This is a genomic window from Paenibacillus sp. JJ1722 (assembly GCF_048282685.1).
Taxonomy (GTDB): Bacteria; Bacillota; Bacilli; order Paenibacillales; family Paenibacillaceae; genus Paenibacillus; species Paenibacillus polymyxa_B.
The window spans coordinates 4,247,546-4,273,875 of the sequence record NZ_CP182500.1 but is presented as its reverse complement, the minus strand read 5'-3'; the positions used below and the strand labels follow the sequence as shown (position 1 = coordinate 4,273,875).

Genomic DNA, 26,330 nt, shown 5'->3' with positions numbered 1-26,330 from the left:
GGGAGGAGAGGGCATGACCATGTTGATTTATAAAGATAAAAGCAAACCGATCGAAGAACGGGTGGAGCACTTAATCGGTTTGATGACAATAGAGGAAAAGGTGGGACAGCTTGTGCAGCCCTTTGGCTGGCAAGTGTATGAGCACACAGATGGGGAATTGTCCCTACATCATGATTTCAAGCAGCAGGTGCAAAATGGGGGAGTCGGTTCCTTATACGGGGTACTTCGCGCTGATCCGTGGACCGGGGTGACCTTGGAGAATGGTTTATCTGCCAAGCAAGGGGCGGAGGCTGTGAACTTGATCCAACGCTATGCGGTAGAGCATTCCCGGCTGGGCATCCCGATACTGATCGGTGAGGAATGCTCTCATGGGCATATGGCGATTGACGGCACTGTGTTTCCGGTTCCGCTGTCCATCGGCAGCACATGGAATGTCGATCTGTACCGCGAGATGTGCCGTGCAGTTGCGAGTGAAACCCGCGCTCAGGGTGGGGCGGTCACGTACTCGCCCGTGCTTGATGTTGTGCGTGATCCGCGCTGGGGACGCACAGAGGAATGCTTCGGCGAAGATCCTTATCTCATCGGTGAATTTGCTGTTGCCGCAGTGGAGGGGCTTCAGGGGGAAAGCTTACTCAGCGAACATAGCGTAGCTGCTACATTAAAGCATTTTGCAGGCTATGGCAGCTCGGAAGGCGGACGTAACGCCGGACCTGTGCATATGGGCTGGCGCGAGCTTTTGGAGGTGGATCTGTATCCATTTCAAAAAGCGGTGGAAGCAGGGGCGCAATCTGTTATGCCAGCCTATAACGAAATCGACGGGGTCCCGTGTACAGTGAATGCTGAGCTATTGGACGATATTCTTCGTCAGGCGTGGGGATTTGACGGTGTGATCATTACGGACTGTGGCGCGATTGAAATGTTGGCGAGCGGGCACGATGTGGCCGAGGATGGATCGGATGCCGCTGTGCAGGCGATTCGCACAGGGATTGATATGGAAATGTCCGGCGAAATGTTCGGAAGTCATCTGGCCGAGGCGGTTCGCGTTGGCAAGCTGGAGACGAGTGTGCTGGATCGGGCGGTTCGCAGGGTGCTCACGCTAAAATTCAGGCTGGGTCTGTTTGACAAACCGTATGTGGATGCGGAACGAGCAGAGCAGGTGATTGGTCAGGCGGAGCATATTCGGTTGGCTCGTCAGCTTGCGACAGAAGGGATTGTGCTGCTCAAAAACGTCGATGGAACGCTCCCCCTGCCGAAAACCTCCAAGCGTATTGCGGTCATCGGCCCGAATGCGGATCAGGTCTACAATCAGTTGGGAGATTATACATCACCGCAGCCGAGATCCCGCGTGATAACTGTACTTGATGGTATCCGTGGCAAGCTGGGCAAGGATCAGGTTAGCGTTCTATATGCACCTGGCTGCCGGATCAAGGGAGAATCCCGGGAAGGCTTTGAAAATGCACTGGCATGTGCGGCTGAGGCCGATACAGTGGTGATGGTGGTTGGAGGGTCCAGCGCCCGCGATTTCGGGGAAGGGACGATTGATCTTAAAACCGGCGCGTCGAAGGTATCGGATCACGATTGGAACGACATGGAATGCGGCGAAGGCATCGACCGGATGACGTTGGGGCTTGCGGGGGTACAGCTCCAACTCATGCAGGAAGTCTACAGGCTGGGAAAGGAACTGGTCGTCATTTATATGAACGGGCGACCGATTGCTGAGCCGTGGGTGGAGCAGCATGCGCACGCCATTGTGGAAGCATGGTATCCCGGTCAGGAGGGGGGACATGCAATCGCGGATATTTTATTTGGGGATGTAAATCCTTCGGGACGTTTGACCCTCTCCATCCCTAAGCATGTCGGCCAGTTGCCGGTATATTACAATGGCAAGCGTTCCCGGGGCAAGCGGTATCTGGAGGACGATTCCGAGCCGTGCTATCCGTTTGGCTACGGTCTCAGCTACACGACATTTAGCTATGAAAGGCTTACATTAAGCACCAACTCGATCCGAGCGGACGAATCCGTTACGGTTACAGTCGATGTAACCAACACGGGAGAACGGGAAGGGGCTGAGGTGGTACAGCTTTATATCTCGGACACGGTGAGTTTGGTGACCCGCCCAATCAGGGAGCTCAAGGGCTTCTGCAAAGTTGTATTAAAGCCGGGAGAAACACGGACGGTTGAGTTTGTTGTAGGCTCCGACAAGCTGCAATATATAGGGCGTGATCTACAGCCGGTCGTTGAGGCAGGGCGATTTTCTATTCAAGTAGGCAGGCACTCCAAAGATACCCTGTGTGCCGAGTTGATCGTACGGGAGGATGAATAATGGAGCGTATCAAACGCCTGATTCGGGAATTGTCGGAATGCCAATGGCTGGAGAAGCTGGATTTGCGAAGCTGGAACATTACACGCTCCACTTACCAAACACCAGGTCAATACGAAGACGCCGCACCTTTATCGGAAGGACTGGACCTCAAGCGATTCCCCGGCAGTCAGGGGACGACTTATTTTTTTCAAACGCAGTTGGATGTACCGACAGCGTGGTTGAGAAAACCTTTTGGATTGGTGTTTGAGTCCGGGGGAGAAGGATTGCTGCGGGTCAATGGTGCTGCCTATCACGGGCTTGATCGCAATCATACCTATGTCACGCTTAATCCGCAGGTCATCGGGCCTTCACCGGTATTGGATATAGAACTGTTTGATCCTGTACCCGAACCCGTTGATCCACTTAATCGGCAGGCTGTCATTCAACCTCCGATTTCTTCTATTACAAGCTATCTTGTACGGCTAAACAAGCCCGTGCAGAGTCTGATGTATACCGTTACCGTTATTAGCGAAGCCGCTCTACTGCTGCCTGAGGGCGATATCCGCAGAATACGCCTGCTGAAAGCTCTGTATGGGGTGATGGATTGCTTTGCGAATTTGGAGGAAGACGCCATTCGAGAAGGGGGAGCGATCTCAGCGACAGAAAAGGAGCTCATTCAGCAAGTTCAGGAGATCGGTGGGAATGCGCAAGGTTTGGAGCACATGGTAGGACAGTCGCACATTGACATTGCCTGGCTGTGGCCGATGCGCGAGACCGTACGGAAAACAAGCCGAACCTTCTCAACGGTGGATGCGCTGATGGATGAATACCCGGCATATCAATATGCACAGAGCCAGCCGCTGCTGTTCTCTTTTGTAAAAGAAAATGATCCAGAGCTGTATGAACGGGTCAAAGCGAGAGTAGCCGAAGGACGGTGGGAGCTGGTTGGGGGGATGTGGGTAGAGCCTGATTTGAACCTGCCTAGTGGCGAATCACTCATCCGCCAAATGCTGTATGGTCAGCGTTTTTACCAACAGGAATTCGGCAAAACCTCTCATATCGAATGGCTACCGGATACGTTCGGCTACTGTGCGTCCCTGCCGCAGATTTTAAAGCATGGGAAGATAGACTATTTTATGACGACCAAGCTCGGCTGGAATGATACGAATGTGTTTCCTTACGATTTGTTCCACTGGGTGGGCATCAATGGTACTTCGATGTTGTCCTACCTCAATCATGGCGTGAATGAAAATACACGGCCACAGGACATTCATGACCATTGGCAGTCCTATCGTGAAAAATCGGCTCATCCTGAGCACATGTTGCTCTATGGACATGGAGACGGCGGCGGTGGAGTTACGCGTGAAATGCTGGAATATATAGAGCGTTCTCCGCTAATGGTGGGACTGCCTGCGAGTCGGTTCAGCACGGCGGGGCAGTTTTTCGCAGGCATAGATCAGGCACATCCGAAGCTTCCCCAATGGCATGGTGACTTGTACCTTGAGTTGCACCGGGGAACCTACACGACCCATGCTCGCAACAAACGTAATAACCGGAAAGCGGAGGGAGTCTACCGCGAGGCAGAGCTATGGAGCACGCTAGCATTACCAAAGCTGGAGCCGAAGCAGGTGCAGGACATCTGTTCGGCATTGCATGAGGGCTGGAAGCTGATTTTGTTGAATCAGTTCCACGATATTATCCCCGGCTCTGCGATTACCGAGGTTTACGGGACTTCGGATAAGGAGTATCAGCAAATTTTCGAATGGGGACATGTCGGGCTTCAACAGGGGATTACGACGCTGGCGGCTCAAGTGAACACGGAAGGCTCGAGAACAGGAATGCCGTATCTTGTGTTTAACAGCCTGGGCTGGAGCCGTAGTGCCGTGATCCATATCGCTACGGAATCGGCAAAGGGATTGTATGCCTACCACTACGCTAATGATGAAGCCGAGCGGCTGGACATCGATATGGAGGAAGGCGGCATTTCGGTGCGTATTCCGGATGTTCCTGCACTGGGCTACAAAACGATTTGGTTGGAGCGAGAACAGGCTCAAACAGGTGAGAAGCCCGAGCTAGATGTGATATCTGGATCGCTGGGAGATATCTGGGAGACGGGATTTTATAAGGTGCAATTTAATGAGCGGGGCGAAATGATTCGTCTGCTGGATAAAGCGGCAAACCGTGAAATCTTGAAGCAAGGGGCACGGGCAAACCGTTTTCATTTTTTCCATGACCGTCCGACCTTGTGGGATGCATGGGACTTGGATGACCGCTATGAGGAACAGGTAGCAGGAGAAGCCGAGTTGCTGGAAAAACAAGTAGTGCTCCAGGGGAAAACGAAGGATGTGCTGCGCTTCCGATGGCGAATCCATCAATCTGAAATGACACAGGATGTGATCTTTTATCATCATGAGCGGCGAATTGATTTCAAGACGCATGTGAGCTGGAATGAAGCGCACAAGTTGCTAAAGGTAGGCTTTCCTATAGATGTGGTTACGGACAAGGCGACATATGAAATTCCTTTTGGTGCTTTGGAGCGGCCGACTCATCGGAATACGAGCTGGGAGCAGGCGCAGTATGAAGTGTGTGGACACCGATTTGCGGATATTTCCGAGCACGGGTATGGAGTGAGTCTGCTTAATGATTGCAAATATGGCTACGACATTCAAGACAGCACCATCCGTCTGTCTCTGCTGCGTGCACCCAAATGGCCGGATAAAGATGCCGATCTGGGCGAGCACGATTTTACGTATTCGCTATATCCGCATGTGGGAGACTGGCGCAGCGCCCATACCTTGCGTCATGCGGCTGAGCTGAACCAAGATATGCCTGTTGTGCAACAGCAAAAGCGCAGCACCGGAGTGCTGCCGAGCAGCGGATCGTTCATTAACTTTGATAGCCGTCACGTTATGCTGGATACGATCAAGCCGGCCGAAGATGGACTGGGGACGATTCTTCGTTTGTACGAATCTTCTGGGGGACGGGAAACGATCAAGTTGATCTGGCCTTACACGTTCAACGCAGCCTACGTGTCGAATGCGCTGGAGGAACCCCTTCAGCCGCTTGAGCTGGAAGATAGCTGTCTCACATTGTCTTTTACACCTTATGAAATTAAAACGATACGCTTGCAATAGATATTGATAAAGGAGCGAAAAAGCTATTGGAACAATTCAGACTTCCCAAAATACCGATGCCCGACCTTGACTTGCCGCAGGCTGTTCAGGACGTACTTAAGGAAGCGGAGCAAGCACTGGCTCACAGGCCGAAGCTGCTGAAGCTGTTTAAAAACTGTTTTCCGAATTCGCTGGAGACGACGACCAAACTAATGGATGATGGGACAACGTTTCTCATTACAGGTGATATTCCGGCTCTTTGGTTGCGGGATTCCGTAGAGCAGGTCATTCATTATGTGCCGTTAGCCAGGGAGGATGCTGATTTACAGCGTATCATTGGTGGTCTGATCAAGCGCCATATTCATTATGTCCTCATAGACCCGTATGCGAATGCGTTCAATGAGACGGCGAATGACTGGCACTGGAACGCGGCCGATGAGACGGAAATGTCGCCATGGGTGTGGGAACGAAAATTTGAAATCGACTCGCTTTGCTTTGTCATTCGGCTGGCTTATATGTACTGGAAGGAAACGGAGCTTACCGATATTTTTGATTCAAAATTCAAGATGGCTCTGCGTAAAATGGTGGATGTGTTCAAAACGGAGCAGCGTCACCAAGAGCAATCTGCGTATCGGTTTACGCGTAATAACGGCATTTTCACCGATTCCTTGCGCAATCAGGGACTCGGTATGCCTGTAAACTATACAGGGATGATTTGGTCGGGCTTCCGTTCCAGTGATGATGCTTGCGATTTCCACTACAATATACCCGGTAATATGTTTGCGGTAGTTGCTTTACGGCAGATGCAGGAGTTTGCGGAGTGGGTATTTCGTGATATGGACTTTCTGAACGAGCTGAAGGAGCTGGAGGCTGAGGTGGAGCACGGTATCCGCTTGTACGGCATTTACCGCCACCCGGTATTCGGGCCTATATATGCTTATGAAACGGACGGATTTGGCAACTACTGCCTGATGGATGACGCAGGTACGCCGGGATTGATGTCCATTCCGTATTTGGGCTATACGACGGCGGAGGATCCTATCTATCAAAATACGAGACTCTTCGCTTTAAGTCAGGAGAATCCGTTTTACTATGAAGGCAAGGCGGCTAAAGGCATCGGAAGTCCGCACACTCTGCCGGGTTACATCTGGCATATGTCCCTGTCTATGCAAGGGTTAACGGCCCAGACCACAGAAGAAAAGCTGGAGATGATCCGGATGCTGGAAGCGACCGATGGCGACACCGGATATATGCATGAAGGCTTTCATGCAGATGATCCCACGGTTTATACGAGAAAATGGTTCGCCTGGTCCAACAGTCTGTTTGCCCAGCTTGTGTATAAGGCCATGAAGGATGGCTTGTTATGAATGAATCCATAGTAAATCCATCCATCGTTGTTTTCAGTGAGCAAGGCTTTCCAGCTATAGGGAGCCTGTTGCCAGACGAGGCATTTCAGGGAGTTGCAGACGTGGTGGTCGTACGAGCCGATGAACTGGCTGAAAGGCTAAAACATATGGACAACGGCTGTTTTGTCAATCTGCATGCACCGTACTTCCCAAAGTCCGCCTGGACCGAAATCGTGGCATTTCTCCACAGGGGAGGGGGGCTGCTTAACGTCGGGGGAGCACCCTTTAAGAATCCGGTCCGCAATCCTGCTGATGAGCATGGAGACTGGGTAATTGAGACTGAGCAGACTGCATATCATCAGGAATTGCATATTCATGAGGTGCTGAGAGTAGACGCGTCGAAGGTGACTTCCCTGGTCGCATCAGAGGATATTCCTGTGCTGTGTGGTCAGGAGTCTCTGTTCCAGGTGGCGGATACGTGGAATCTCGTTCCACATACGACCAAAAGCAGCGATCTGCCGCACCAAATGGGCTCTGCCGGGCCGATGAATACGCGAATTTATCCTTTGCTCAAGGGAGTAAGTAAGGACGGACGGGACATTGCCGCCCCGGTGGTGCTATGGGAGCATGCCCGAGGTCTGTTTGCCGGCGCACGCTGGATGTTTGTCCAATTGCCGTTGATAGCTTCCTTTTGGGAACAGGATGGGGAGCAGTTGCTTGCCCAATGGGCACGTTTTTGCGCCAAGGGGATGACGGAGCTATCTATCAAGCCAAACTATGCTGCTTATGAGCCTGGGGAACGAGCCGTACTGACACTTCAAACCCAAAGATTGCAGCGAGGAGGAGCCACGCCCAGATATCACGAGATATGGAGCTTTGACCTGACGGTGGAGCAAATATTGGATGATCACAGTCAGCAGGTATGGAGCAAGCGCTTGCAAATTGAAGTTAGCAGAGAACAGGACTTTGTACGTATTCCCCTTTCCTTTTCCATCCTAAGCGGTTTATATCGGGTCATTTGCCGAGCCGAGTCATCGGATGGTGAAGTGCGTATATTGCGACAGGGCTTTTGGGGGCAGGATGCCGAACTGCTGGCTGAAGGACAGATCATCATGCGCAGTCGGGACTATTTTATAAAGGATGGGCGCCCGTTGCCTGTTGTCGGCATGACCTATATGACCTCAGATGTAGCACGGAAGTTTCTGTTTTTGCCCAATGCAGCAATTTGGGACCGGGATATGGCCCAGATGGCCAAAGCGGGCATCAACTGGATTCGTACAGGGGTATGGACGGCTTATCGCAACATGATGCAGATAGACGGGCACGCCTCGGAAGAGGCGCTTCGAGCAATTGATGCTTTTTTGCTGACAGCCAAAAGGCATGGATTGCAGGTGACGTTCACGTTCTTTTCTTTTACACCGGAAACATGGGAAGGGGTTAACCCTTATCTCGATCCGCAAAGCGTTGAAGCACAAAAGCGGTTCATTCGCAGTATTGTCAGCCGTCACACGACTACAACCCATGTAGACTGGGATCTGATTAACGAGCCTTCCATGTTTGATCCGTCGCGCATTTTCGCGGATGGTCCGCGTTCTGCGAGGAACTCATGGGAACAGGAGGCATTCAGCACATGGCTGGGGCAACGGCACGGCAGCATTGAGGGTTTGCAGGAAGCATGGAATATGACGCCACAGCAGCTTCCCTGTTTTGCTTCTGCCACAATTCCCGAGCCGGAGGAGATAAACTTCGACGTTCAGGATATGCATCAGGCCAAAAAGGGAGCCAAGTGGCTGGATTACTGTCTGTTTTCAATGGATATGCACAATCTGTGGGCCGAGCAATTGGCGACTACGATTCGAGAGCTTTGTCCCGGGCATTTGGTAACTGTAGGACAGGACGAGGCAATGGGCGCGCAGCGGCCGTCTCCGTTTTTTTATGAGGCTGTGGTGGATTATACGACGGTGCATTCATGGTGGCTGAATGACCATTTGGTGTGGGACGGTATTTTTACCAAAACATCAGACAAACCGAATCTCGTGCAGGAAACCGGAATAATGTATGTTGAGACGCCGGATGGTCGAGCCAAGCGTTCAGAGGCGGAGCTGCGCGACATGCTGGAGCGCAAGTATGCGTATGCCTTTTCGACTGGTGGAGCGGGTGCGATTCATTGGATATGGAATACGAACTTTTATATGGATAATGCCAATGAATCTCACATCGGTGCGTTACGTGCGGATGGGACCGAGAAGCCGGAAGCAGAGGTATCTTACGATTTTGGGCGTTTTATGAATGATATTCGCGATCTGTTTACAGACCGAAAACTGGAGGAAACGGCTGTTGTATTCCCGTACTCGAATGATTTCTCCAACCGATCGCTTGCCTTTGATGCCACGACACGGCTTACCCGGGTGATGTCCTATGATCTCAAGCAGCCATTCCGTGCCGTCTCCGAGTATCATCTGGACTCGCTCAAGCGGCAGTTACCGAAACTGATTATGATCCCTAGCGCGCACAATTTCGACAGTACATCGCTGGAACATCTTCTGGAAATGGTACGTTCCTTCGGTGTGACTTTACTAGTCACCGGACCGTTGGGCCTTGATCCTTACTGGAAAGTGAGCGACCGAGTCGATGATATTATTGGGCAGCGTACGCTGGGGAACGTCCAACGGGAGGAAGTGATGAGTCTGGAGGGTCAAACCTTCCCTGTCTCATTCGGTCAGCGGCGAATTGCTGAGGTGGCTAAGGAGGAACAACTGTCACCGGAAGCGGATGGAGCGATGGGGGATGAAGTCGTGAACCTGCCGCTTGGCAAGGGGCGCTTGATCTGGAGCCCGCTTCCACTGGAGTTGAATGGCAGGGATGAGCCGATTGGTGAGCTATATCGCTATGCCCTCACTGCCGCCGGGGTGGAGCGAGAACTGGAGTGGATAGACGGTGGCGATCAGCCGGGACTATATGGACGTAAGCTGAATTTCGAGAATGGGGGCTTGTATATTTTCGTATCGGAGTTTTCCCGGGATACGCAAGTGCGTGTTCGAGATAAGGCGACTGGATTATCCTACGCTTTTCTGTTGCCAAGGAGCCGCTCTGCCTTGTTTGCTGTGGATCGAGAAGGTCAGTTGCTAGCAGTATATCGTCCCGAGGACGTGACGATTGAAGTGATACAGTGAACAATGGCAGGTCAAGACATACGGTGAGGAGATATGCGATGAGCGAGCAAAGGGATGAATCAATCAGCAATCAAGCGATAAGCAGGGAAGTAGACACATATACGGGTAGCAAGACGACAGCACATATTATTTCGCATACCCACTGGGATCGGGAGTGGTATTTGCCTTATGAGAAGCACCATATGCGCCTGATTAGCCTGATGGATTCTCTACTGGATAAGCTGGAGCAGGACCCGGATTATAAAAGCTTTTATCTGGACGGGCAGACGATCATTCTGGAGGATTATCTACAGGTTCGCCCCGAGCATAAGGAACGGCTGGAGCAGTATATTCGCAATGGACGTATTTTTATCGGACCCTGGTACATTTTGCAGGATGCTTTTCTGACCAGCGGCGAAGCCAATGTACGTAATATGCAGATCGGGCACCGCGATGCTGAACGTTACGGCAATCCGTCCAAGATCGGATACTTCCCCGATACGTTTGGTCTGGTTGGGCAGACTCCGCAGTTAATGCTACAGTCGGGGATTACGAATGTTTTCTTCGGAAGGGGCGTAAAGCCCACAGGGTTTAACAATACAGTGTCGGATAGAGGCTACGAGTCCTCCTTTTCGGAACTGTTATGGACGGGGCCAGACGGATCGGAGGTACTCGGTATTTTATTCGCTAACTGGTATTCTAACGGCAATGAGGTTCCGGTAGATGAGGCGGAAGCCAAGGTTTATTGGAAGCGTAAACTGGATGATGCGCAAAAATATGCTTCAACTGGCGAGCTGCTGTTCATGAACGGATGCGATCACCAGCCTTTACAGCTTGATTTACCGGAAGCAATCCGTACGGCACAGAAGCTTTATCCGGATATGGAGTTTATTCATTCCAATTTCAACGATTATCTGACCTCTCTGAAACGGGCTACCCAAAGGCAACTCTCGTCAGTGAAGGGAGAGTTTCGCAGTCAGCGCACGGACGGCTGGGGAACGCTGGTGAATACGGCTTCTGCCCGGGTGTATTTGAAACAGATGAACCAGTTGGGACAAGTGATGCTGGAAAAAGTGGCTGAGCCGCTTGCAACCTTCGCGCATCTGTTGGGGCAGGCTTACCCTCACCATTTGTTCACCTATGCCTGGAAAACACTGATGCAGAACCATCCGCATGACAGTATTTGCGGCTGTAGTGTGGACGAGGTGCACCGTGAGATGGTGACCCGGTTTGATAAGAGCCGTCATGTAGCCGAGAGCATTGTGGATGAAAGCATTGAGGTCATTGCGCAAGCAGTGGATACGACGGGCTTCAGTCGCTTTGGAGAAGATGCGTTGCCACTCGTGATTTTTAATACGTCAGGCTGGGAACGCAGTGGTATAGTGTCGGCAGAACTGGAAGTGGTGCGTCTGTACTTCCGTGAAGGATACACGCTTGAGGAGGCCTCTCATCGAGCGAAGAAAGTGGATCTTTCCGGGCGCGTACTGGTGGACAGTGAAGGGTGTCCGGTGGCATGCAAGGTGGAGGACCTCGGGCTACAGTTCGGTTATGATTTGCCGGATGATCGATTCCGCCAGCCTTACATGTCTCGTCGGGTTCGCCTTACCTTTGAGGTAGAACGTGTGCCCCTTTTAGGCTTAAAAACCTATGCTTGGCTGAAAAGCAATGTCGAGACTGACTCCTCTTCACTTTTTCAAGGCAGTCGAAGTATGGAAAATGATCTGCTTCACGTCGAAATTGCGGATAACGGCTCTTTTACCCTGACGGATAAGCGTACAGGCTGCAGCTACAAAGACCTTGGCGTATATGAAAATGTTGGTGATATCGGCAACGAGTATATGTTCAGACATCCCGAGGGAGAGCAGGCGCGGACCACCGAAGATTTGATCGCTGACATCCGTGTGCTTGAAGATACACCTTTTCTCGCATCCTTGGAGATTATCCATCATTGGGAAATACCAGCCTCTGCGGATGAAACGCTGGGGCAGGAGCAGCGAGAGCTAGTTTATTATCCGTATCGTCAGGCTCAGCGCTCCCGACAGACTGTTCCGCTGACGATACGGACTGTCATTTCTTTATCTCGGAACAGCAGGGGTGTTTCCATGGAAACCACCTTCAACAACCAAGCCAAGGATCACCGACTACGCGCGCTGTTTCCGACAAATCTAGACTCTGGTCAGCATCGGGTGGACTCCATGTTTGAAATTGCAATCCGGGACAATGAACCCTCACCTGAGTGGGAAAACCCAAGCAACACACAGCATCAGCAGGCGTTTGTGGATGTAAGCGGGGGACAAACCGGTCTGACCGTGGCCAATCTCGGGTTGAATGAATATGAAGTGCTGCGTGATGGACACAACACGATTGCAGTAACGCTGCTTCGCTCAGTTGGCGAGCTGGGTGATTGGGGATGGTTCCCGACGCCAGAAGCGCAATGTCCAGGTGAGCATACCGCCCGTCTGGAAATCATTCCACATGATGGCGACGGTATTCAGTCCGGCGCGTATGCAGAAGCCTATCAATACCAAATTCCTTGGATTGTAAAACAAACGGGGATTCATGAGGGTACAGTTGCTCCAGATTATGCGCCGTTTGATTGGAAAAGCACGGAGCTTGCCTTTTCCTCTATGAAAATGAATGAGCTGTCGGGGGATGTGCTGTTACGCTGGTACAATATGAGTCATAGTATAGCCGAATTAATTATCAAGCCCAGGACGCAGCAATACGATTTTTATAAAAGTAATATCCTCGAAGAACAAGGAGAAGACATCGTAATGGATTCTTCTGATGAGTTACTTCAGTCTGTAAAGCCGCATGAAATTATCACACTAGGTTTTAAATTGAAGACTTAATAATAAAGAGAAGAAGGCCATAGCAATAGGATAATATACCCCGATGGAATAACTTATCATCGGGGCTTGTTATCATATGGCTAAAAGTAAATAGTAGATAGGTTTAGCAAATTCTTTAAGCCCATGAGCATCAAAATTTTTGAGTTACATAGCAAGTCCAACTATGAAGTTGCCTATTATAATATTCTTTATTTTTGCATCACTGTTATCTTACTTATAAATTTAAGCGCTTTCTACCGATATATATAAATATAGATATCATCACGTTCTGTGATCTGCTTCATTGTGTTGTTTGGAGGGCAATGTCAAGGAGACCGAGCGGAAACTCGTGAAAGTTGAGAGCAGCGTGAACTATTATCCATAGACGATCTGGAGGGGTTTGGATGAGTAACAAGCTATCAGACAGGACTAAAAAAGGGAAGGGTTTTAGAGATTTAAAGGTTACGACAACGATGATCTCCATGATTGTAATCAGCTTAGTGGGTTTACTCATTGTATCGTTGGTAGGGGTTATCGGTATGTATCAAGCTAAAGAGGGTCAAGGTATTTTGTATGTGGATCGCTTTCAACACCAAACGAATATTCTTGAAGTCAAAAGTGATTTCTATAATATGCGGGCTAATTATACAAAAATACTCGACAATAAGGAGTACACAGATAAACAGTATAAGCAGGTGCAGAAAGGAAAAGATAGCGTTACAACCGGACTAAATGAATTCTCACAAAGGAATTTGGATGCTAAGGAACAGAAAATGTACGAGGAACTACGGGGGAGTATAGACACATATTATCAGGATATTGAGCAAATCATGGCAGTCAAAAAAAATAGCGGAACGTATGACACGGAAGAGAGAGGCCGGATTAATAAATCCAGTACGGCAATTGTTACGATGCTGACTACGATTTCAGATTATAACAATGAGCAATCCGCCAACTTATATCAAAATACGCAAAATGAGATTAAAATGCGTACAATTGTTTTGATCACAGTTCTGGCCCTCGTGCTGGCTATTCTTATCACCATCTCCTTTGCGGCCATTCGAAATATCCGTTTTCGGATGAGTACAATTACGAAATACTGTGAGGAGATTACCCAAGGAAATTTAACGGCAGCACTTGATCCTGCCTTGCTTAAAGGAAATAATGAGATCGCTGTGATTGCGCGTGCCATTCAACAAATGACAGATTCAACCTCAATGGTCATTACGGGGGTTATCAAAGAGTCACGCCAAATTAACCAACTGAGTGATCAGACGAATCATAATATGACAGATCTCAATGAGCGGATTAGAGATGTATCTGCCACGGTCGAACAGCTGTCAGCAGCTATGGAAGAGACTTCGGCATACACCGAAAATATGAACCATTCGGCGGAAGAAATGCAGCGGGCAGCAGAGTACATTTCGGTCAAAACTCAAGAAAGAGCTCAGTCTGCCCATGATACAAGTGTAAAAGCCGAAACATTGAAGCATGCGGCAAGTGAATCCAATAAAGCGGCCAAGGAAATTTACCGGAAGGCCAATGAAAAGATGAAGGAAGCGTTAGAACGAGCCAAGGCCGTAGACCAAATTCGTTTACTTTCTCAGTCTATCTTAGAAATTACGGCACAAACCAATTTGCTGGCTCTAAATGCATCCATTGAAGCGGCTCGTGCGGGTGAGTCAGGTCGAGGGTTTGCGGTTGTGGCTAACGAGATTCGCAAGTTGGCAGACGGCTCCAAACACGCGGTAGACCAAATTCAGAGTGTTACTCAAGAAGTTGTGCAATCGGTAGAGAATTTAACTACTAATGCCGAAGAATTACTGCACTTCCTGCAAGCCCAGGTAGGCAAGGATTATCAGCTGCTTGAGGATACAGCAGGACAATATTACAATGATGCCGTGGAGCATACGAACACGGTCAATGATTTGAACGCTACCTCTAAGCAGGTGAATGCAACCATCCAAACCATGGTGAGAGCAATTCATGAGATTGCAACAGCCAGCGAACAGTCCGCTATATCCACTCAGCACATTGCAGAGAATATGGTTTCATCGACGGAGAAATCTCTTGAAGTGGCACACCAGTCTGATCAGGTGAAGGGAAGCGCTGCCCGACTGAATGAACTGGTCGAAGGCTTTAAAATTTAACGAGACAATATATAAAGACTAGGGAAAACTTTACATCGAAGAAAAACAGTTGGGGAGCCCTAAAAAGGCTCCTTTTTAAGTTTACCCTTCCAACGTTGCTTTTGGATTACAGTCAAGAACTCGTATCCTGCAACTCTTCCTGTTCAGCCATTTGCATCAGCTTATAAATCTGACGAGTTGTGTTCACATTCCGCACCGTCATTTGCTGATACAGCTTGGTGCCGACTAATTTCGTTAACCCGCTTTTTGTGACTTGTTCTTTGCTGACAGAGTACAGAACGGCCCCGGTCGTATATATTACATGGCCTATTCCCGGTTTCAAAGGAAGCTTGTCCAGAACGGAAATATCGTTAATTTCATCCCACAGAAACATTACATCACTTTTCATCTGTGTATCATTAGACCATTCATTCGGCAGTGCCTCCATAATGCTCTGAATTTCCTTCATGTTACGGACGATGACGCGGATGGGTAAGCTAAAATCCTCCAGAATCGTCTGTTCCAATATGAGTGAAAGCTCCTGGTTAGACTGGGTCTGACTAGAAAAAATAATGTTTCCAGAATTAAAGTAAGTCGTCACATGCCCCATACCTGCATTTTCAAACGTTTGCCTGAGCTTCTTCATCTCGATCTTGTTGTTGCCGCCAACATTGATGCCCCGCAGTAATGCGATATAGATCATATAAGCTTCACCTCTCTTCAAAAAAAGGATTTCTAACAAAGGGATAGGTATTCCATTAAATACGTGGTTTGATTTTCGCTCAACAGCGGATGCAGCAATGGTTTTACGTGCTCGATATATTCTGCTTTGGTTTCGTAGGTCTCCTCATCTTTCAATTCTCCCTTAAAGGTACAGGCACCTTCGATCAGGATGGAAAGAGCCGTAAAGAAGTTAGCTAAAGAGTTGGCAACCTGGTGCGCTGCCCCACCTTCAAAAGCAGCATATACAGGGGAACCGAGTGCGCTAGTATCGACAATGACTGGATCGTCATTAAAATTGGCAATCACGACATGATGGGGCGGCCACGAAGGAGATTCTTGGACAAACTCACCAGATGTAATCCAGCGATAGCCTAGTTGTTGGCGATACAGATGTTCTGGTGCGGCAAAAAAGAGAACCGCGGCATCCCCGATTTCAACTGCTGCATTTTTTAATTTGTGTGTTCCCGCTGCCTTAGCATCGATCATTTCATAATGGCTATACAGGTACTCAAGCTCAGGGGGTACGGGAATCCGTCTGTCCCAGCAATCTGTTAGGTTCTCCATCCGGGGCTGGATGTCGTGGTTTTGGAACAGCCCGTAGGCATCATTATATAAGTTTTGTTGTTGTACAAAACGGGCCAAAGCTTCGCTTAACTGTTTCATAGGTGTTCATTCCTTTCTAATTGTAGGCTATGACCTCCGACAATAACGTTTCATTTCTAGCCTAAAGATATCATAATATAGATTTGGAGAACATATGTTTCTGTAATTGTGCCGCCTTGCCAGTCTATCCAGATTAATTTTACAATATAGGAGTTCGAAAATGTTTTGTGCTTAGTTTAATATGCTCAGGCTTACTTGTAAGGAGGATAAGCATGTCTTTTTCTAAAATATACGATTACAAATTAAGAGCTTATTTTAATGAGCGAATTTCTGATTTAAGTCATGAATATCTATTTTATTCTTATCCCGATCAAGAGCAAAATTTAAGAATATTAACCCTGAATATAAACGAACAGGATTATGTTTCTCTAGTGCGATGGCATGATCTGTTTGACAGGTCGCTATTTACAAAAATGGATGATGTCATTCGAAGCGAACTGGATGCTGAACGCCTGGTTCGATTGCTTTCGTTCATTTTTAATGTTTTTGATATACATAAAGATGTTGCTTATAGGAGAAAAAACGTATTTTGTTTTTATTATCAATATCAAGTTTCACATCTAAGAGAGAGAGGGAATGAATTCTCGCTTACTCAGGACAGACTATTTTTCCTTCACCATCTCTTATTTGAACTGGGTTTAGGTGACGACATTTATGATCGTCTAACGATTGAAAATAATAGGATTATGTACAGAATGGAAGACGCACAATATTATGATCTGCACATTCTTATTAACATTTTGCATGAGCATATTCACAAAAGTAAGATGGATATGGATACACAAGCAGCGCTGGAAAAAATAAAATTTTTACAAGGCCAATGGGTCAACTTTATGCTGGGTAGTCATGATGTATATGATTTTCCATTCGATGATTTCAACAAACCATTTGTAGAAGCAACGATGTTTATGCAAGCCTACAAATCTAATAAAAATAGGGTATTAGAGGTGCTGATAGACTGTATCAATGAGCATCAATCTCCAACAGAGCAGTTCATCTCCCATTTGATCTTGATGAATTACTCCTATTTTGTTCTCAAAAGAGATCCTAGTGAAATTACATATCTTAAGTTGTTTTGCAAGAAAAAACCGGGAGTTTTTATGAAAGTATTGACTGCATTGCTTGATATCAGATTTTTTGTTGATAAATCCAGCTTCACAAATGTGGGTATAGATTATTATTTATCTAGAGTAAAAGGGGATTAATCATGCCATTCCATCACGTTTCTTTACCTGACTTACCATCGTCTATCGGACGCCTTACAGCCATTCATCCACTAAAGGGGGACTCTCAGGAAAGCATAACCCTGCTGGCACTAAACACACAAGCAGAACTGTGGAGACTAGAACTTCGCTCTGGCAGCGCAGAATTGTGCACACGTATTTGTATTCCTGATTTTAATCCCATGCAACCTGTCCAAATGGTTACCAGTTCTGACGGCAACTACGTAGCTATCTCCAATCGTTTTGGACGGCATGCGGCAGTGTATGATTTAGTCCATGCTCAAGAAAAAATGCAATTATCACGGGACGAATATCACTACGATAAAAGTATGTTTCCCCTGGCATTTGTACACCAAGATGGTGCATGCATTCTTGTTCATGGGACGGAATGGAACCGGCTTGATCTGACGGATGTAGAAACAGGCATGCTTTTGACAGCAAGACCTACCCCTGTGTATAACAGCGACAGCAAAAATGAGCATTATCTAGATTATTTTCATGGGAGGCTGCTGATTTCACCAGGGGGAAAGTGGATTGCGGATACGGGATGGGTGTGGGCTCCGATTGGAGTGGTCCGAACTTGGTCGTTATCGGATTGGCTGCTGAATCCATGGGCATCGGAGAAGGGTCCGTCGGTTCGCGATCTTTGGCAAACCATAGATTGGGATGGGCCAGTGTGCTGGACAGGACCCGATACATTGGCGGTTTGGGGACAGATGGATGCTGATTTACTGGAGGAGGAAGATTGGGGAGAGGAAGGAGTTGAACCGGCTGTTGTCCTATTCGATATGACCCAGCCCGGGTACCGACGTGTGCTTCCAGCGATTCCATCTCTAAATTGTGAGCCTGTTGAAGACGGGACTTTTCCTTTTCCCCAAGCGGATATGGCCATTTGTGGTGACCGATTATTCTTATGGGGAAAAGGAGTCTCGCTTCAGGTATGGCGGCTTTCAAGCGGTGTGCGGGAATATGTAGATACGGAGCGGTTTCCACTCGTTTACCATCAAGAGGCAGGAATTTTCATTGAATTGAAACCGGATAGCCGCTGTAAAGCCTTAAGCTACGAATAAATGGCAGTGTCGGGCTTCCTTCCTGGCGAGATGGGAAAATATGCGGTAGTTATTACATTTGAAAAGGGGCGTAAAACCAAAATGGCACTTATCAAGGATCGTTTTTTGGGATGCCTGGTTGGGCTGGCCGTGGGCGATGCTTTGGGAACCACTGTGGAATTCAGCAGTCCAGGTACATTTGAACCTGTAACGGATATCGTGGGCGGCGGTGTCTTTGGGTTAAAGCCGGGCCAGTGGACGGACGATACGTCGATGGCGCTCTGCTTGGCCGAGAGTATGGTGCGAAAAGATGGCTTTGATCCGGCAGATCAAATGCGCCGATACACCAATTGGTACCACTTGGGATATATGAGCAGCACGGGAACGTGCTTTGATATCGGTGGTGCAACGAGAGCAGCACTGCATCGCTTCGAAGCTACCGGAGATCCGTACAGTGGGTCCGTTGACCCCATGACTGCCGGCAATGGCTCTATTATGAGGCTTGCACCTGTAGCTATGGCCTATGCGAACCGTCCGGAAGAGGCGGTGATGTACGCTGAGATGAGCTCACGAACCACCCATGGAGCAGTCGAAAGTGTGGAGTCCTGTGCTGTGCTTGCTTCAATCCTTGTGGCAGGTTTGCGAGGAGCGGACAAAGAATCCATGTTATCGGCGGACGTCTGTTATAAGTGGCGGCAGGACGAGCCCGCTTATTCGGCAGCCATTGAAGAAATAATTCGGGGATCTTACCGGCATAAAGAGCCGCCTGAAATACAAGGAACCGGGTATGTCATTCGTTCCCTTGAGGCTGCGTTGTGGGCATTCCACCATTCGACTTCATTTGAAGAGGGAGCACTGTTGGCAGTGAATCTGGGGGATGATGCTGATACGACTGGGGCGGTGTACGGGCAAATTGCAGGAGCTTATTACGGAATAAGCGGTATTCCGAGTCGTTGGCGCGAGAAGCTGGCGATGAAGGAGACGATAGATGAACTGACTGAGGCTTTATGGCAGAAGGTTGAGAAGGACCAAACGCTCCAAGGGGAACATCTATAAAGATCAAGCTGGGCTGCTTTTCTTATGAAGCAGAGCCCAGCTTGTTTTTTTGTTTGCTATATCGCCATACTTCCGCCCTACTCAGCAACATGCCGTTATGACAAAATGAGTTCAATACAAATAACACTTCACTTTATTGACCCTTCAGAGGAGGAATTACCTTGTCACATCTATTTAAACGGCTTCATTCATTTGCTGATATTTCCAATGATATAAAAGGATTTGAGATCGTTTCGACCCAATTTGGCCCTGATGGGCGCGTGTATATTTTGCTGATTGATAAAGTCCCAGAACGAGTGCGGGGGATGTTCACGCCTGCCTCTCTTAAAGACAGACATACTTACAAGGTACTCATCCTAGACGATCACATCGAAGAAGTGTGTGTGGAGGGGCAGCAGTTCAACTATCATTATGTACAGCCTCTAAAAAATCATTTGTTACTCGTCGGAGCACGGTGCCATTATTATGGGCCTGGTCAATACGATCTAAATGGTAAAATCCTTGATTATGAAGGTCATACCGTCAATGAGATGTTGCTTGGAGACGGCATCCAGAGTGTTCAGGTAACAGAAGAAGGTACGATCTGGACCAGTTATTTTGACGAAGGTATATTTGGCAATTATGGTTGGGTTGAGCCTGTTGGGTCCTCCGGCCTTGTTGCCTGGAATGAAAAGGGAGATAAAATATATGAGAACCAAGCAGCAGCTATTGATGATTGCTATGCATTAAACGTAGTCAGCGAACAGGAAATCTGGTTTTATTACTATTCAGACTTTTCATTAGGACGTATTTCCGGTAGTGACCACACGAATATTACGTTTATGAATCCGAGGATTTCCGGCTGCTCCGGGGTGGCTACAGATGGATATCACTTTTTATTCGATGGCGGGTATGGAAAGAGTGGACAATATGTCCTGAAAAAGAATGTGAAGCCAGGTAGTTTGAGCAAAGGGCAAAACATCCGTTTTTTAAATGACGATCAAGAGTTTCTTCAGCCGCACGAACAGGATTTCAGAAAAAACCGCCTGCTGCTCCGTGAAGGTTCTCTGCTATATCAGGTGGCTGTTGAAGAGTTAGCATAAAAAACCACGGCAGACGTGGGTTTTTTTGTTGATTGAAAGTAATTTTGAGCCTATATTTTTGGTTTAAATTCATGGATATTGCCAAAGAGGGGGTATCGATAAGCAGCATGATAATTTCGTAACCTTACAGTTTTTTTTCCGTATAAAGATAAAAACATGATCCAAGTTCGTTCCCTCAGGGAGAAATGCAACCATGTTTAACAAAATGAGAAGTTGAGGTAATGCATTATATGAATGAAAAATTACAAGCCAATACAGGATATCAGCTGGCTGAGCGGAAGGCGATTCAGTATTTTGCATTACTGTATGATCAGGTCTTAGACAAATCTTATGTGACTACCCTGACAGAAGACATTCAAAAGTGGAAAAAAAATCATATTCATCATTCCTCATGGTTATCCTTTTTTTCACGGAGAAAGAGAAAACCTGATACTCGGGACTATAATAGATACATTCAATGGCTGAATTATACAGGCAAATTGGATGATTATCTGGACCGAAGTGTCTCCTATATTTATATGAGGGACCTAGGCAAAGCTCTGGATTCTCCTGACACACATACCCGGATTCAGCGTGTCATTGCAGACGTAAAAAAACACTTGATCCAATCCACCCGTGCAAACGGGGGAGACCAACCGGAATTTATGAATTTGGCCGGGGTGTATCGGTGGGCCCAGAGGGAAGGTATAGAAACCGCGATAATTTGGGTGATCAACAAACTTAGGTCCGTATCCTCCCATATTCCCAAGGAGATGGATGCCGAGCAAGCCCAGCGCAAACTGATTAAGATCATTATCGGGGTTATTCTGCATGTGATGGAAGAAATGGACGATACAGTGTTGCCTGTGGAACGTGCTCGCAGACTTGATGAAGCCATCAGGCTTGGGTACTCCTATGGTCTAACCTATCCTTTCATTGATGATCTTCTCGATTCTCAGGTTTTGACGGTTGAAGAAAAAGAACAATATTCCCGTATGATACGTGCCGCGCTTCTCAGTGGATCTGTGCCTGAGTTGGGCGATTGGACCGGAAATCATATGGAGTTGATTCAATACATACATTCGGAGCTCTCGGGTGCATTTGAGTATATTAAGGAACATCAGCGGCCAGACACACAGCAAACCTTTTTCGAGCAGTCCTATGTCTTTTTTCATTCTCAAGATATTGACCGTATTAAGGACCTAACGAGAGCTACTTATACCAATGAAGAGCTTTATATACCCGTTATTTTGAAGTCTTCCTCATCCCGATTGATTGTCCGTTCCGTGATTAGTGCTCCTGCGGATGAGGGGTTTGAGCAACGAACATTCTTTTATGGTATCTATAACCAGCTTGCTGATGATTTTGCGGATATGGTTGACGATATGAGAGACGGTGCGGTAACACCCTATACCTACTATTTAAAATATCATCATCAGAGATCGGATCTTATCAATCCCTTTGAATTATACTGGGCGGTTATTTCCTATTTGATCCATAACGTATATGACTCCGATGCCATGGCTCGTGAGGTGATACTGGATCGTGCAATGAATGGACTCAAACGTTATAAAGAACGTGTAGGTATTGAAAAGTATGATGAAACGATGGAGATCTTTGCATCCGGAAATCCGGAATTTAATAATCTCATTCAGAAGATGGTACAAAAAGCGGATGATGTAGATTTCTTAGATAAGCTGCTTCGGGATCAGATGATTACCCATCTGAAAAACGATGCGAGGGAAAAGGAAGACTTTTTCAATACGGTCAAAATGGTCCGTGAGCAGATTAACAACCAATTGAAAATTACCAAGCCTCAAGGGATTCCGGCCATGAAAGAACAGCTTATTGAGGCTGCAAATTACAGTCTCGAAGGGGACGGGAAGCGGATACGGCCTATATTGACTTGGGTCATGGGCGTGAACGAATATGGATTAGATGCATCGGCAATCGTGCCTCTTCTGAGATCACTGGAGTATATGCATACCGCATCCCTGATCTTTGATGATCTTCCTTCCCAGGATAATGCGTCTACCCGTAGAGGGCGTCAGACCTTGCATCAGGTGCACAATAGCGCCACCGCGGAACTAACCGGTCTGTATCTGATCCAGAAGGCGATTGGGGAACAATCGTCACTTGACCAGTTCAATGCTGAAACGGTGCTTGCTTTGATACAATACTCGGCCCAGAAAGCAGAAGATATGTGTATGGGGCAAGCGATGGATCTGGATTCCAAAGGAAAGGCACTGACCTTGGAGCAGCTGAATATGGTGTGCTTTTACAAAACAGGAGTGGCGTTTGAGGCTTGTCTGGTTATGCCAGCCATGCTTGCACAGGTCAAGGAGTCGGAAATTGCTGCTTTGAAGAAATTTGCCTATCATATGGGGATTGCTTTTCAGATTAAAGATGATTTACTTGATGTGGAAGGAGATATGCTCTTACTCGGAAAACCTGTTGGCCAAGATTCTGATAATAACAATTCGAATTTCGTGTCCATCCTCGGTCTTGAAGGTGCCAGTAAAGAGATGTGGGAACACTATTGCCTCGCTATGGAAGCATTGGAAGAGATCCCACGTAATATTGCTTTTCTGAAGCACTTAATACATTATGTCGTGAACAGGGACCGTTAAAAACGAGTGTACCCCAATGCTCCACAAGAGTAATGGGGTATTTTTACGTTGAATGTGAATATCTGGTGACTTCAGCACCCCATTTTGCCCATTATGGTGCATTCTCCCTTATAATAATACAAAATAGACGAGGAGATGAACTCCAGATGAAAAAAGGAATCTTGGTCGCTTCAGGGTTGGTTGTTGCCGCATTGGGGACGTACCTAATTGCAGGAAATATTCAGAGAGAAGGAGCGGAAAAGCTCGGGACAACAGATATCAAGCAATTGGTGCATGATATCAGTGCAGGCAAGGCAACAGCCCAGTCCGCTTCCATTAATTCCAGTCAGTTGATTGTCACAGGGGACGATACTCAGACCATGAATTATGATTTGCCTGACAACGAGTTTTTTGTTTCGATTGCACCATATGTGGAACAGACCCACCCTTGTGCAACTCATAGTCTAACTGGCTGCCAAGGCGAAATAAAAAACGAAACGTTCAATGTGACCGTTCACGACTCCGAAGGGAATGTCATCATGGAGAATGCCGCCATGAAATCACAATCCAATGGTTTTATTGATCTATGGCTACCGAGGGATAAAACATACCGTATTAGCGTGAATCATGAAGGTAAAACGGCTGAAACTGAATTCTCTACATATGAGAAAAACGATACGTGTATCACAACGATGCAGTTGGGTTAACGACGGAGGATGAGGGTTGAGCTTACGGATCGCTGAAACGCTCTAAATCCGCAAAACCCTGCGTTCTCATATATAGCTTTTAGTAAAGAGCCTACGTCTGACGGAGGCTCTTTGTGCTGTCCTAATCTTTTGCTGGAGTTACCGAACAGGTTGGGAGGGAATCTATGAGGAATCAGATAGCGAAACTTTAAATTGTGTATACTAAAAACCTATTAAAATAGCTGCAAACTTCCGACATATTATCTAAGAGCTTTTCGCTCAATATTCCTCGGGGAGATGGCAGCATGTCACAAAATATTAAGAAGCGCGTATTCAGATCATCCAGCATCGCCAACACATTGGCCATGGTCTTGTTAGTCATTATCGTTGTCGTCTTTGCAACCTTGGGGACGTTCATGTTTGCAAGCACGCAAAGCATACTTGTCAAGCAGCAAGAGGCCATGCTCCAGACCAAGACGCAGGCCGTTGTCACTCAATTCGATGCGTTGTTTAAGGAAAAGGGATCACTTGTCAAACAAATGTCAACGAACAATCTTTTTAAGCAATATTTAGAAAGCACCCCATCGGCAGAAATGGTGAAAACTTCTCCTTATGCTGCGGAAACAGTAGCGACTCTGGCAGCCATTGTAAAGGCAGAGCCATCTTTTGCCGACGCCTGGATTGCAGGAATATCTGGTAAAGGCTTCTTTCTTCAGAATGATGGTGTTGCTTCTAAACCGGATTTTGATATCCATACACGCCCATACTTCAAGCCAGCTGTTGAAGCAGACGGTTTATACTACTCAGAACCCTATAAGGACGTCAATTCGGGTAATGTGCTCATGGGCATTTTCTATCCGATTAAAGATAGCAGTAATCAATTAATCGGATTTGCTGCAGTTGATATTGCTTTCAAAGACATCCCTGCCGTTATGCAAAGCTATTCGCTTGGAAGCACAGGTTATTCGATTCTTGTATCCAAAACAGGTGATATTTTGTATCACCCCGATCAAAATAAAGTGCTGAAAGAAAAGATTAACGAAAGCACAGGTGATCTTGGGGAGATTGGAAAGAAAATGATTGCTGGTGAGTCCGGAGTACAGCTAATTAATGATAATGGGGAACCTCGTTATATTGGGTATGCAACCAGTAAAGATACGGGGTGGTCTGTAGGCTTAACCATTTCTGAAGATGAGGTGCTCACAGAATTAAAAACCTTTACCTGGCTTACCATTGGCGGCTTTGCGGCAGCCACCATCCTGCTTGTTGTGATTTGTTATATAACGCTCCGTTATCTGTTGAGATCAATCCCGAAATTGCTTGCACAAATCAAGCTGATTGAAAATGGAGATTTGACCGTTCAATTTGATACGGAATCCAACAATGAAATCGGGCAAATTTCTCAAGGAATTTACAATATGGTTCAAAAAATTCAAGGCATGCTCCAAATGGTGGGCGGCTCAGCTCAAGTCTTGAACCAGTCTTCTCATGATTTGCAATCCATTTCTTCCAGAACCGCGATCACGATGAACGATACTGCGACAGCAATTAATGAGATTGCCAATGCAACGAACTACCAATCTATCGAAACGGATAACATTTTACAAAAAACCGGAGCATTATCCGGCCAAATTGACGAAATTGCCAATGATGCCAAAGCCATCGAAACAATGGTGCAAATCTCTGCTGAACAAAGCGGACAGGGGCTTGCTGTAGTAGATCAGTTATCCAGATGGGCGGAAGAAAATCACAATTCCACACAAGCGATGTCGTCTATTATTCAGGATATTGATCTGAGCCGTCATGAGATTTCCAGCATCGTCGATACGGTCAACCAAATTGCAACGCAGACCAACCTGCTGGCGCTCAATGCTTCCATTGAAGCTGCACGTGCAGGAGAACAGGGCAAAGGGTTTGCTGTGGTTGCCGGGGAGGTTCGCAAGCTGGCTGAGCAGACGGCACTGGCGACACAGGAAATCTACAAGAAGGTACGTGTGATTGAAGAAAAAACCAGCGTATCGGTTGAGCATACAGTTCATGGTCTGAAAATTGCAGAAGAAAATGCCAGATCGGTGGAGGACACGAAGCAAGTATTCTTTAGCATTAACAAGGATTTGGAAGATTTGAAATTGCGAATGATCCAGATCAGCACCAACACATCCAAAGTCCACAAGCACAAAGATGAGATTTTGCAGGCGTTGGAGATCATCTCTTCCACCACAGAAGAGAATTCCGCTTCAACCGAAGAGGTTAGCGCCAGCACGCAGGAACAATTGGAGAGCTTCGAACAGGTTGCTGAACTATCCAAACAATTAAACCAATTGTCCAATAAGCTTCAAGACGAATTAAAACAGTTCAAGGTGGAGTAACAAGCCTTCTAGGCATGA

At 47.3% G+C, this 26,330-nt stretch carries 15 protein-coding genes; 13 read left to right on the top strand and 2 right to left on the bottom strand.

Going from position 1 to position 26,330, the window contains the following annotated elements; genetic code table 11:
• Positions 1-19 precede the first annotated feature (19 nt).
• The 6 genes from ACM1ND_RS18920 (at position 20) to ACM1ND_RS18895 (ending at position 14,894) form a co-directional block, all read left to right on the top strand.
• Complete coding sequence (locus tag ACM1ND_RS18920) at positions 20-2,323, top strand: glycoside hydrolase family 3 N-terminal domain-containing protein (protein ID WP_418028039.1); 2,304 nt, start codon at positions 20-22, stop codon at positions 2,321-2,323.
• Positions 2,323-5,436: an alpha-mannosidase gene (locus ACM1ND_RS18915; protein WP_418026482.1), complete on the top strand. Its 3,114-nt coding sequence runs from the start codon at positions 2,323-2,325 to the stop codon at positions 5,434-5,436. The genes ACM1ND_RS18920 and ACM1ND_RS18915 overlap by 1 nt, the downstream gene beginning before the upstream one ends.
• 26 nt (positions 5,437-5,462) lie before the next feature.
• Positions 5,463-6,782, top strand: a complete 1,320-nt coding sequence (locus ACM1ND_RS18910) for a glycoside hydrolase family 125 protein (protein WP_338532689.1) — start codon at positions 5,463-5,465, stop codon at positions 6,780-6,782.
• Positions 6,779-9,934, top strand: a complete 3,156-nt coding sequence (locus tag ACM1ND_RS18905) for a beta-galactosidase (protein WP_418026481.1) — start codon at positions 6,779-6,781, stop codon at positions 9,932-9,934. Before ACM1ND_RS18910 ends, ACM1ND_RS18905 begins: the two co-directional genes overlap by 4 nt.
• Positions 9,935-9,972: 38 nt before the next feature.
• Positions 9,973-12,765 (top strand): alpha-mannosidase, encoded by a 2,793-nt coding sequence (locus ACM1ND_RS18900; protein ID WP_418026480.1) that lies wholly within the window; start codon positions 9,973-9,975, stop codon positions 12,763-12,765.
• Between the two features lie 383 nt (positions 12,766-13,148).
• Complete coding sequence (locus tag ACM1ND_RS18895; RefSeq protein ID WP_053325855.1) at positions 13,149-14,894, top strand: methyl-accepting chemotaxis protein; 1,746 nt, start codon at positions 13,149-13,151, stop codon at positions 14,892-14,894.
• Positions 14,895-15,006: 112 nt separating this feature from the next.
• Here the strand turns inward: ACM1ND_RS18895 and ACM1ND_RS18890 are convergent, their stop codons facing one another.
• The gene (locus ACM1ND_RS18890; protein WP_418026479.1) at positions 15,007-15,576 is read right to left on the bottom strand and encodes a DUF1697 domain-containing protein; all 570 of its coding nucleotides are present in this window, start codon (positions 15,574-15,576) and stop codon (positions 15,007-15,009) included.
• A 32-nt stretch (positions 15,577-15,608) separates the two neighbouring features.
• Positions 15,609-16,259: a hypothetical protein gene (locus ACM1ND_RS18885; RefSeq protein WP_418026478.1), complete on the bottom strand. Its 651-nt coding sequence runs from the start codon at positions 16,257-16,259 to the stop codon at positions 15,609-15,611.
• A gap of 212 nt (positions 16,260-16,471) precedes the next feature.
• Here ACM1ND_RS18885 and ACM1ND_RS18880 point away from each other — a divergent pair, with 212 nt between their 5' ends.
• The 7 genes from ACM1ND_RS18880 (at position 16,472) to ACM1ND_RS18850 (ending at position 26,312) form a co-directional block, all read left to right on the top strand.
• Positions 16,472-17,464: a hypothetical protein gene (locus ACM1ND_RS18880; RefSeq protein WP_339200599.1), complete on the top strand. Its 993-nt coding sequence runs from the start codon at positions 16,472-16,474 to the stop codon at positions 17,462-17,464.
• A 2-nt stretch (positions 17,465-17,466) separates the two neighbouring features.
• Positions 17,467-18,552, top strand: a complete 1,086-nt coding sequence (locus ACM1ND_RS18875; RefSeq protein ID WP_339200597.1) for a hypothetical protein — start codon at positions 17,467-17,469, stop codon at positions 18,550-18,552.
• An 81-nt stretch (positions 18,553-18,633) separates the two neighbouring features.
• A complete protein-coding gene (locus ACM1ND_RS18870; RefSeq protein ID WP_075155074.1) occupies positions 18,634-19,587 on the top strand; it encodes an ADP-ribosylglycohydrolase family protein in 954 nt (317 codons plus the stop codon).
• A 161-nt stretch (positions 19,588-19,748) separates the two neighbouring features.
• On the top strand, positions 19,749-20,669 hold the full coding sequence (locus ACM1ND_RS18865; protein WP_034095069.1) for a hypothetical protein: 921 nt from the start codon (positions 19,749-19,751) through the stop codon (positions 20,667-20,669).
• A 221-nt stretch (positions 20,670-20,890) separates the two neighbouring features.
• Positions 20,891-23,278 (top strand): polyprenyl synthetase family protein, encoded by a 2,388-nt coding sequence (locus ACM1ND_RS18860; protein WP_418026477.1) that lies wholly within the window; start codon positions 20,891-20,893, stop codon positions 23,276-23,278.
• 146 nt (positions 23,279-23,424) lie between these two features.
• Positions 23,425-23,964, top strand: a complete 540-nt coding sequence (locus ACM1ND_RS18855) for a CueP family metal-binding protein (protein ID WP_076264731.1) — start codon at positions 23,425-23,427, stop codon at positions 23,962-23,964.
• 284 nt (positions 23,965-24,248) lie between these two features.
• The gene (locus ACM1ND_RS18850) at positions 24,249-26,312 is read left to right on the top strand and encodes a methyl-accepting chemotaxis protein (protein WP_418026476.1); all 2,064 of its coding nucleotides are present in this window, start codon (positions 24,249-24,251) and stop codon (positions 26,310-26,312) included.
• Positions 26,313-26,330 lie beyond the last annotated feature (18 nt).

Excerpts from the sequence above, each read along its gene's own strand:
- ACM1ND_RS18880 (WP_339200599.1), top strand. The coding sequence starts at position 16,472 with ATGTCTTTTTCTAAAATATACGATTACAAATTAAGAGCTTATTTTAAT.
- ACM1ND_RS18860 (WP_418026477.1), top strand. The coding sequence starts at position 20,891 with ATGCATTATATGAATGAAAAATTACAAGCCAATACAGGATATCAGCTG.
- ACM1ND_RS18875 (WP_339200597.1), top strand. The coding sequence starts at position 17,467 with ATGCCATTCCATCACGTTTCTTTACCTGACTTACCATCGTCTATCGGA.
- ACM1ND_RS18870 (WP_075155074.1), top strand. The coding sequence starts at position 18,634 with ATGGCACTTATCAAGGATCGTTTTTTGGGATGCCTGGTTGGGCTGGCC.
- ACM1ND_RS18905 (WP_418026481.1), top strand. The coding sequence starts at position 6,779 with ATGAATGAATCCATAGTAAATCCATCCATCGTTGTTTTCAGTGAGCAA.
- ACM1ND_RS18895 (WP_053325855.1), top strand. The coding sequence starts at position 13,149 with ATGAGTAACAAGCTATCAGACAGGACTAAAAAAGGGAAGGGTTTTAGA.
- ACM1ND_RS18850 (WP_418026476.1), top strand. The coding sequence starts at position 24,249 with ATGTCACAAAATATTAAGAAGCGCGTATTCAGATCATCCAGCATCGCC.
- ACM1ND_RS18890 (WP_418026479.1), bottom strand. The coding sequence starts at position 15,576 with ATGATCTATATCGCATTACTGCGGGGCATCAATGTTGGCGGCAACAAC.
- ACM1ND_RS18900 (WP_418026480.1), top strand. The coding sequence starts at position 9,973 with ATGAGCGAGCAAAGGGATGAATCAATCAGCAATCAAGCGATAAGCAGG.
- ACM1ND_RS18915 (WP_418026482.1), top strand. The coding sequence starts at position 2,323 with ATGGAGCGTATCAAACGCCTGATTCGGGAATTGTCGGAATGCCAATGG.
- ACM1ND_RS18885 (WP_418026478.1), bottom strand. The coding sequence starts at position 16,259 with ATGAAACAGTTAAGCGAAGCTTTGGCCCGTTTTGTACAACAACAAAAC.
- ACM1ND_RS18855 (WP_076264731.1), top strand. The coding sequence starts at position 23,425 with ATGAAAAAAGGAATCTTGGTCGCTTCAGGGTTGGTTGTTGCCGCATTG.
- ACM1ND_RS18920 (WP_418028039.1), top strand. The coding sequence starts at position 20 with ATGTTGATTTATAAAGATAAAAGCAAACCGATCGAAGAACGGGTGGAG.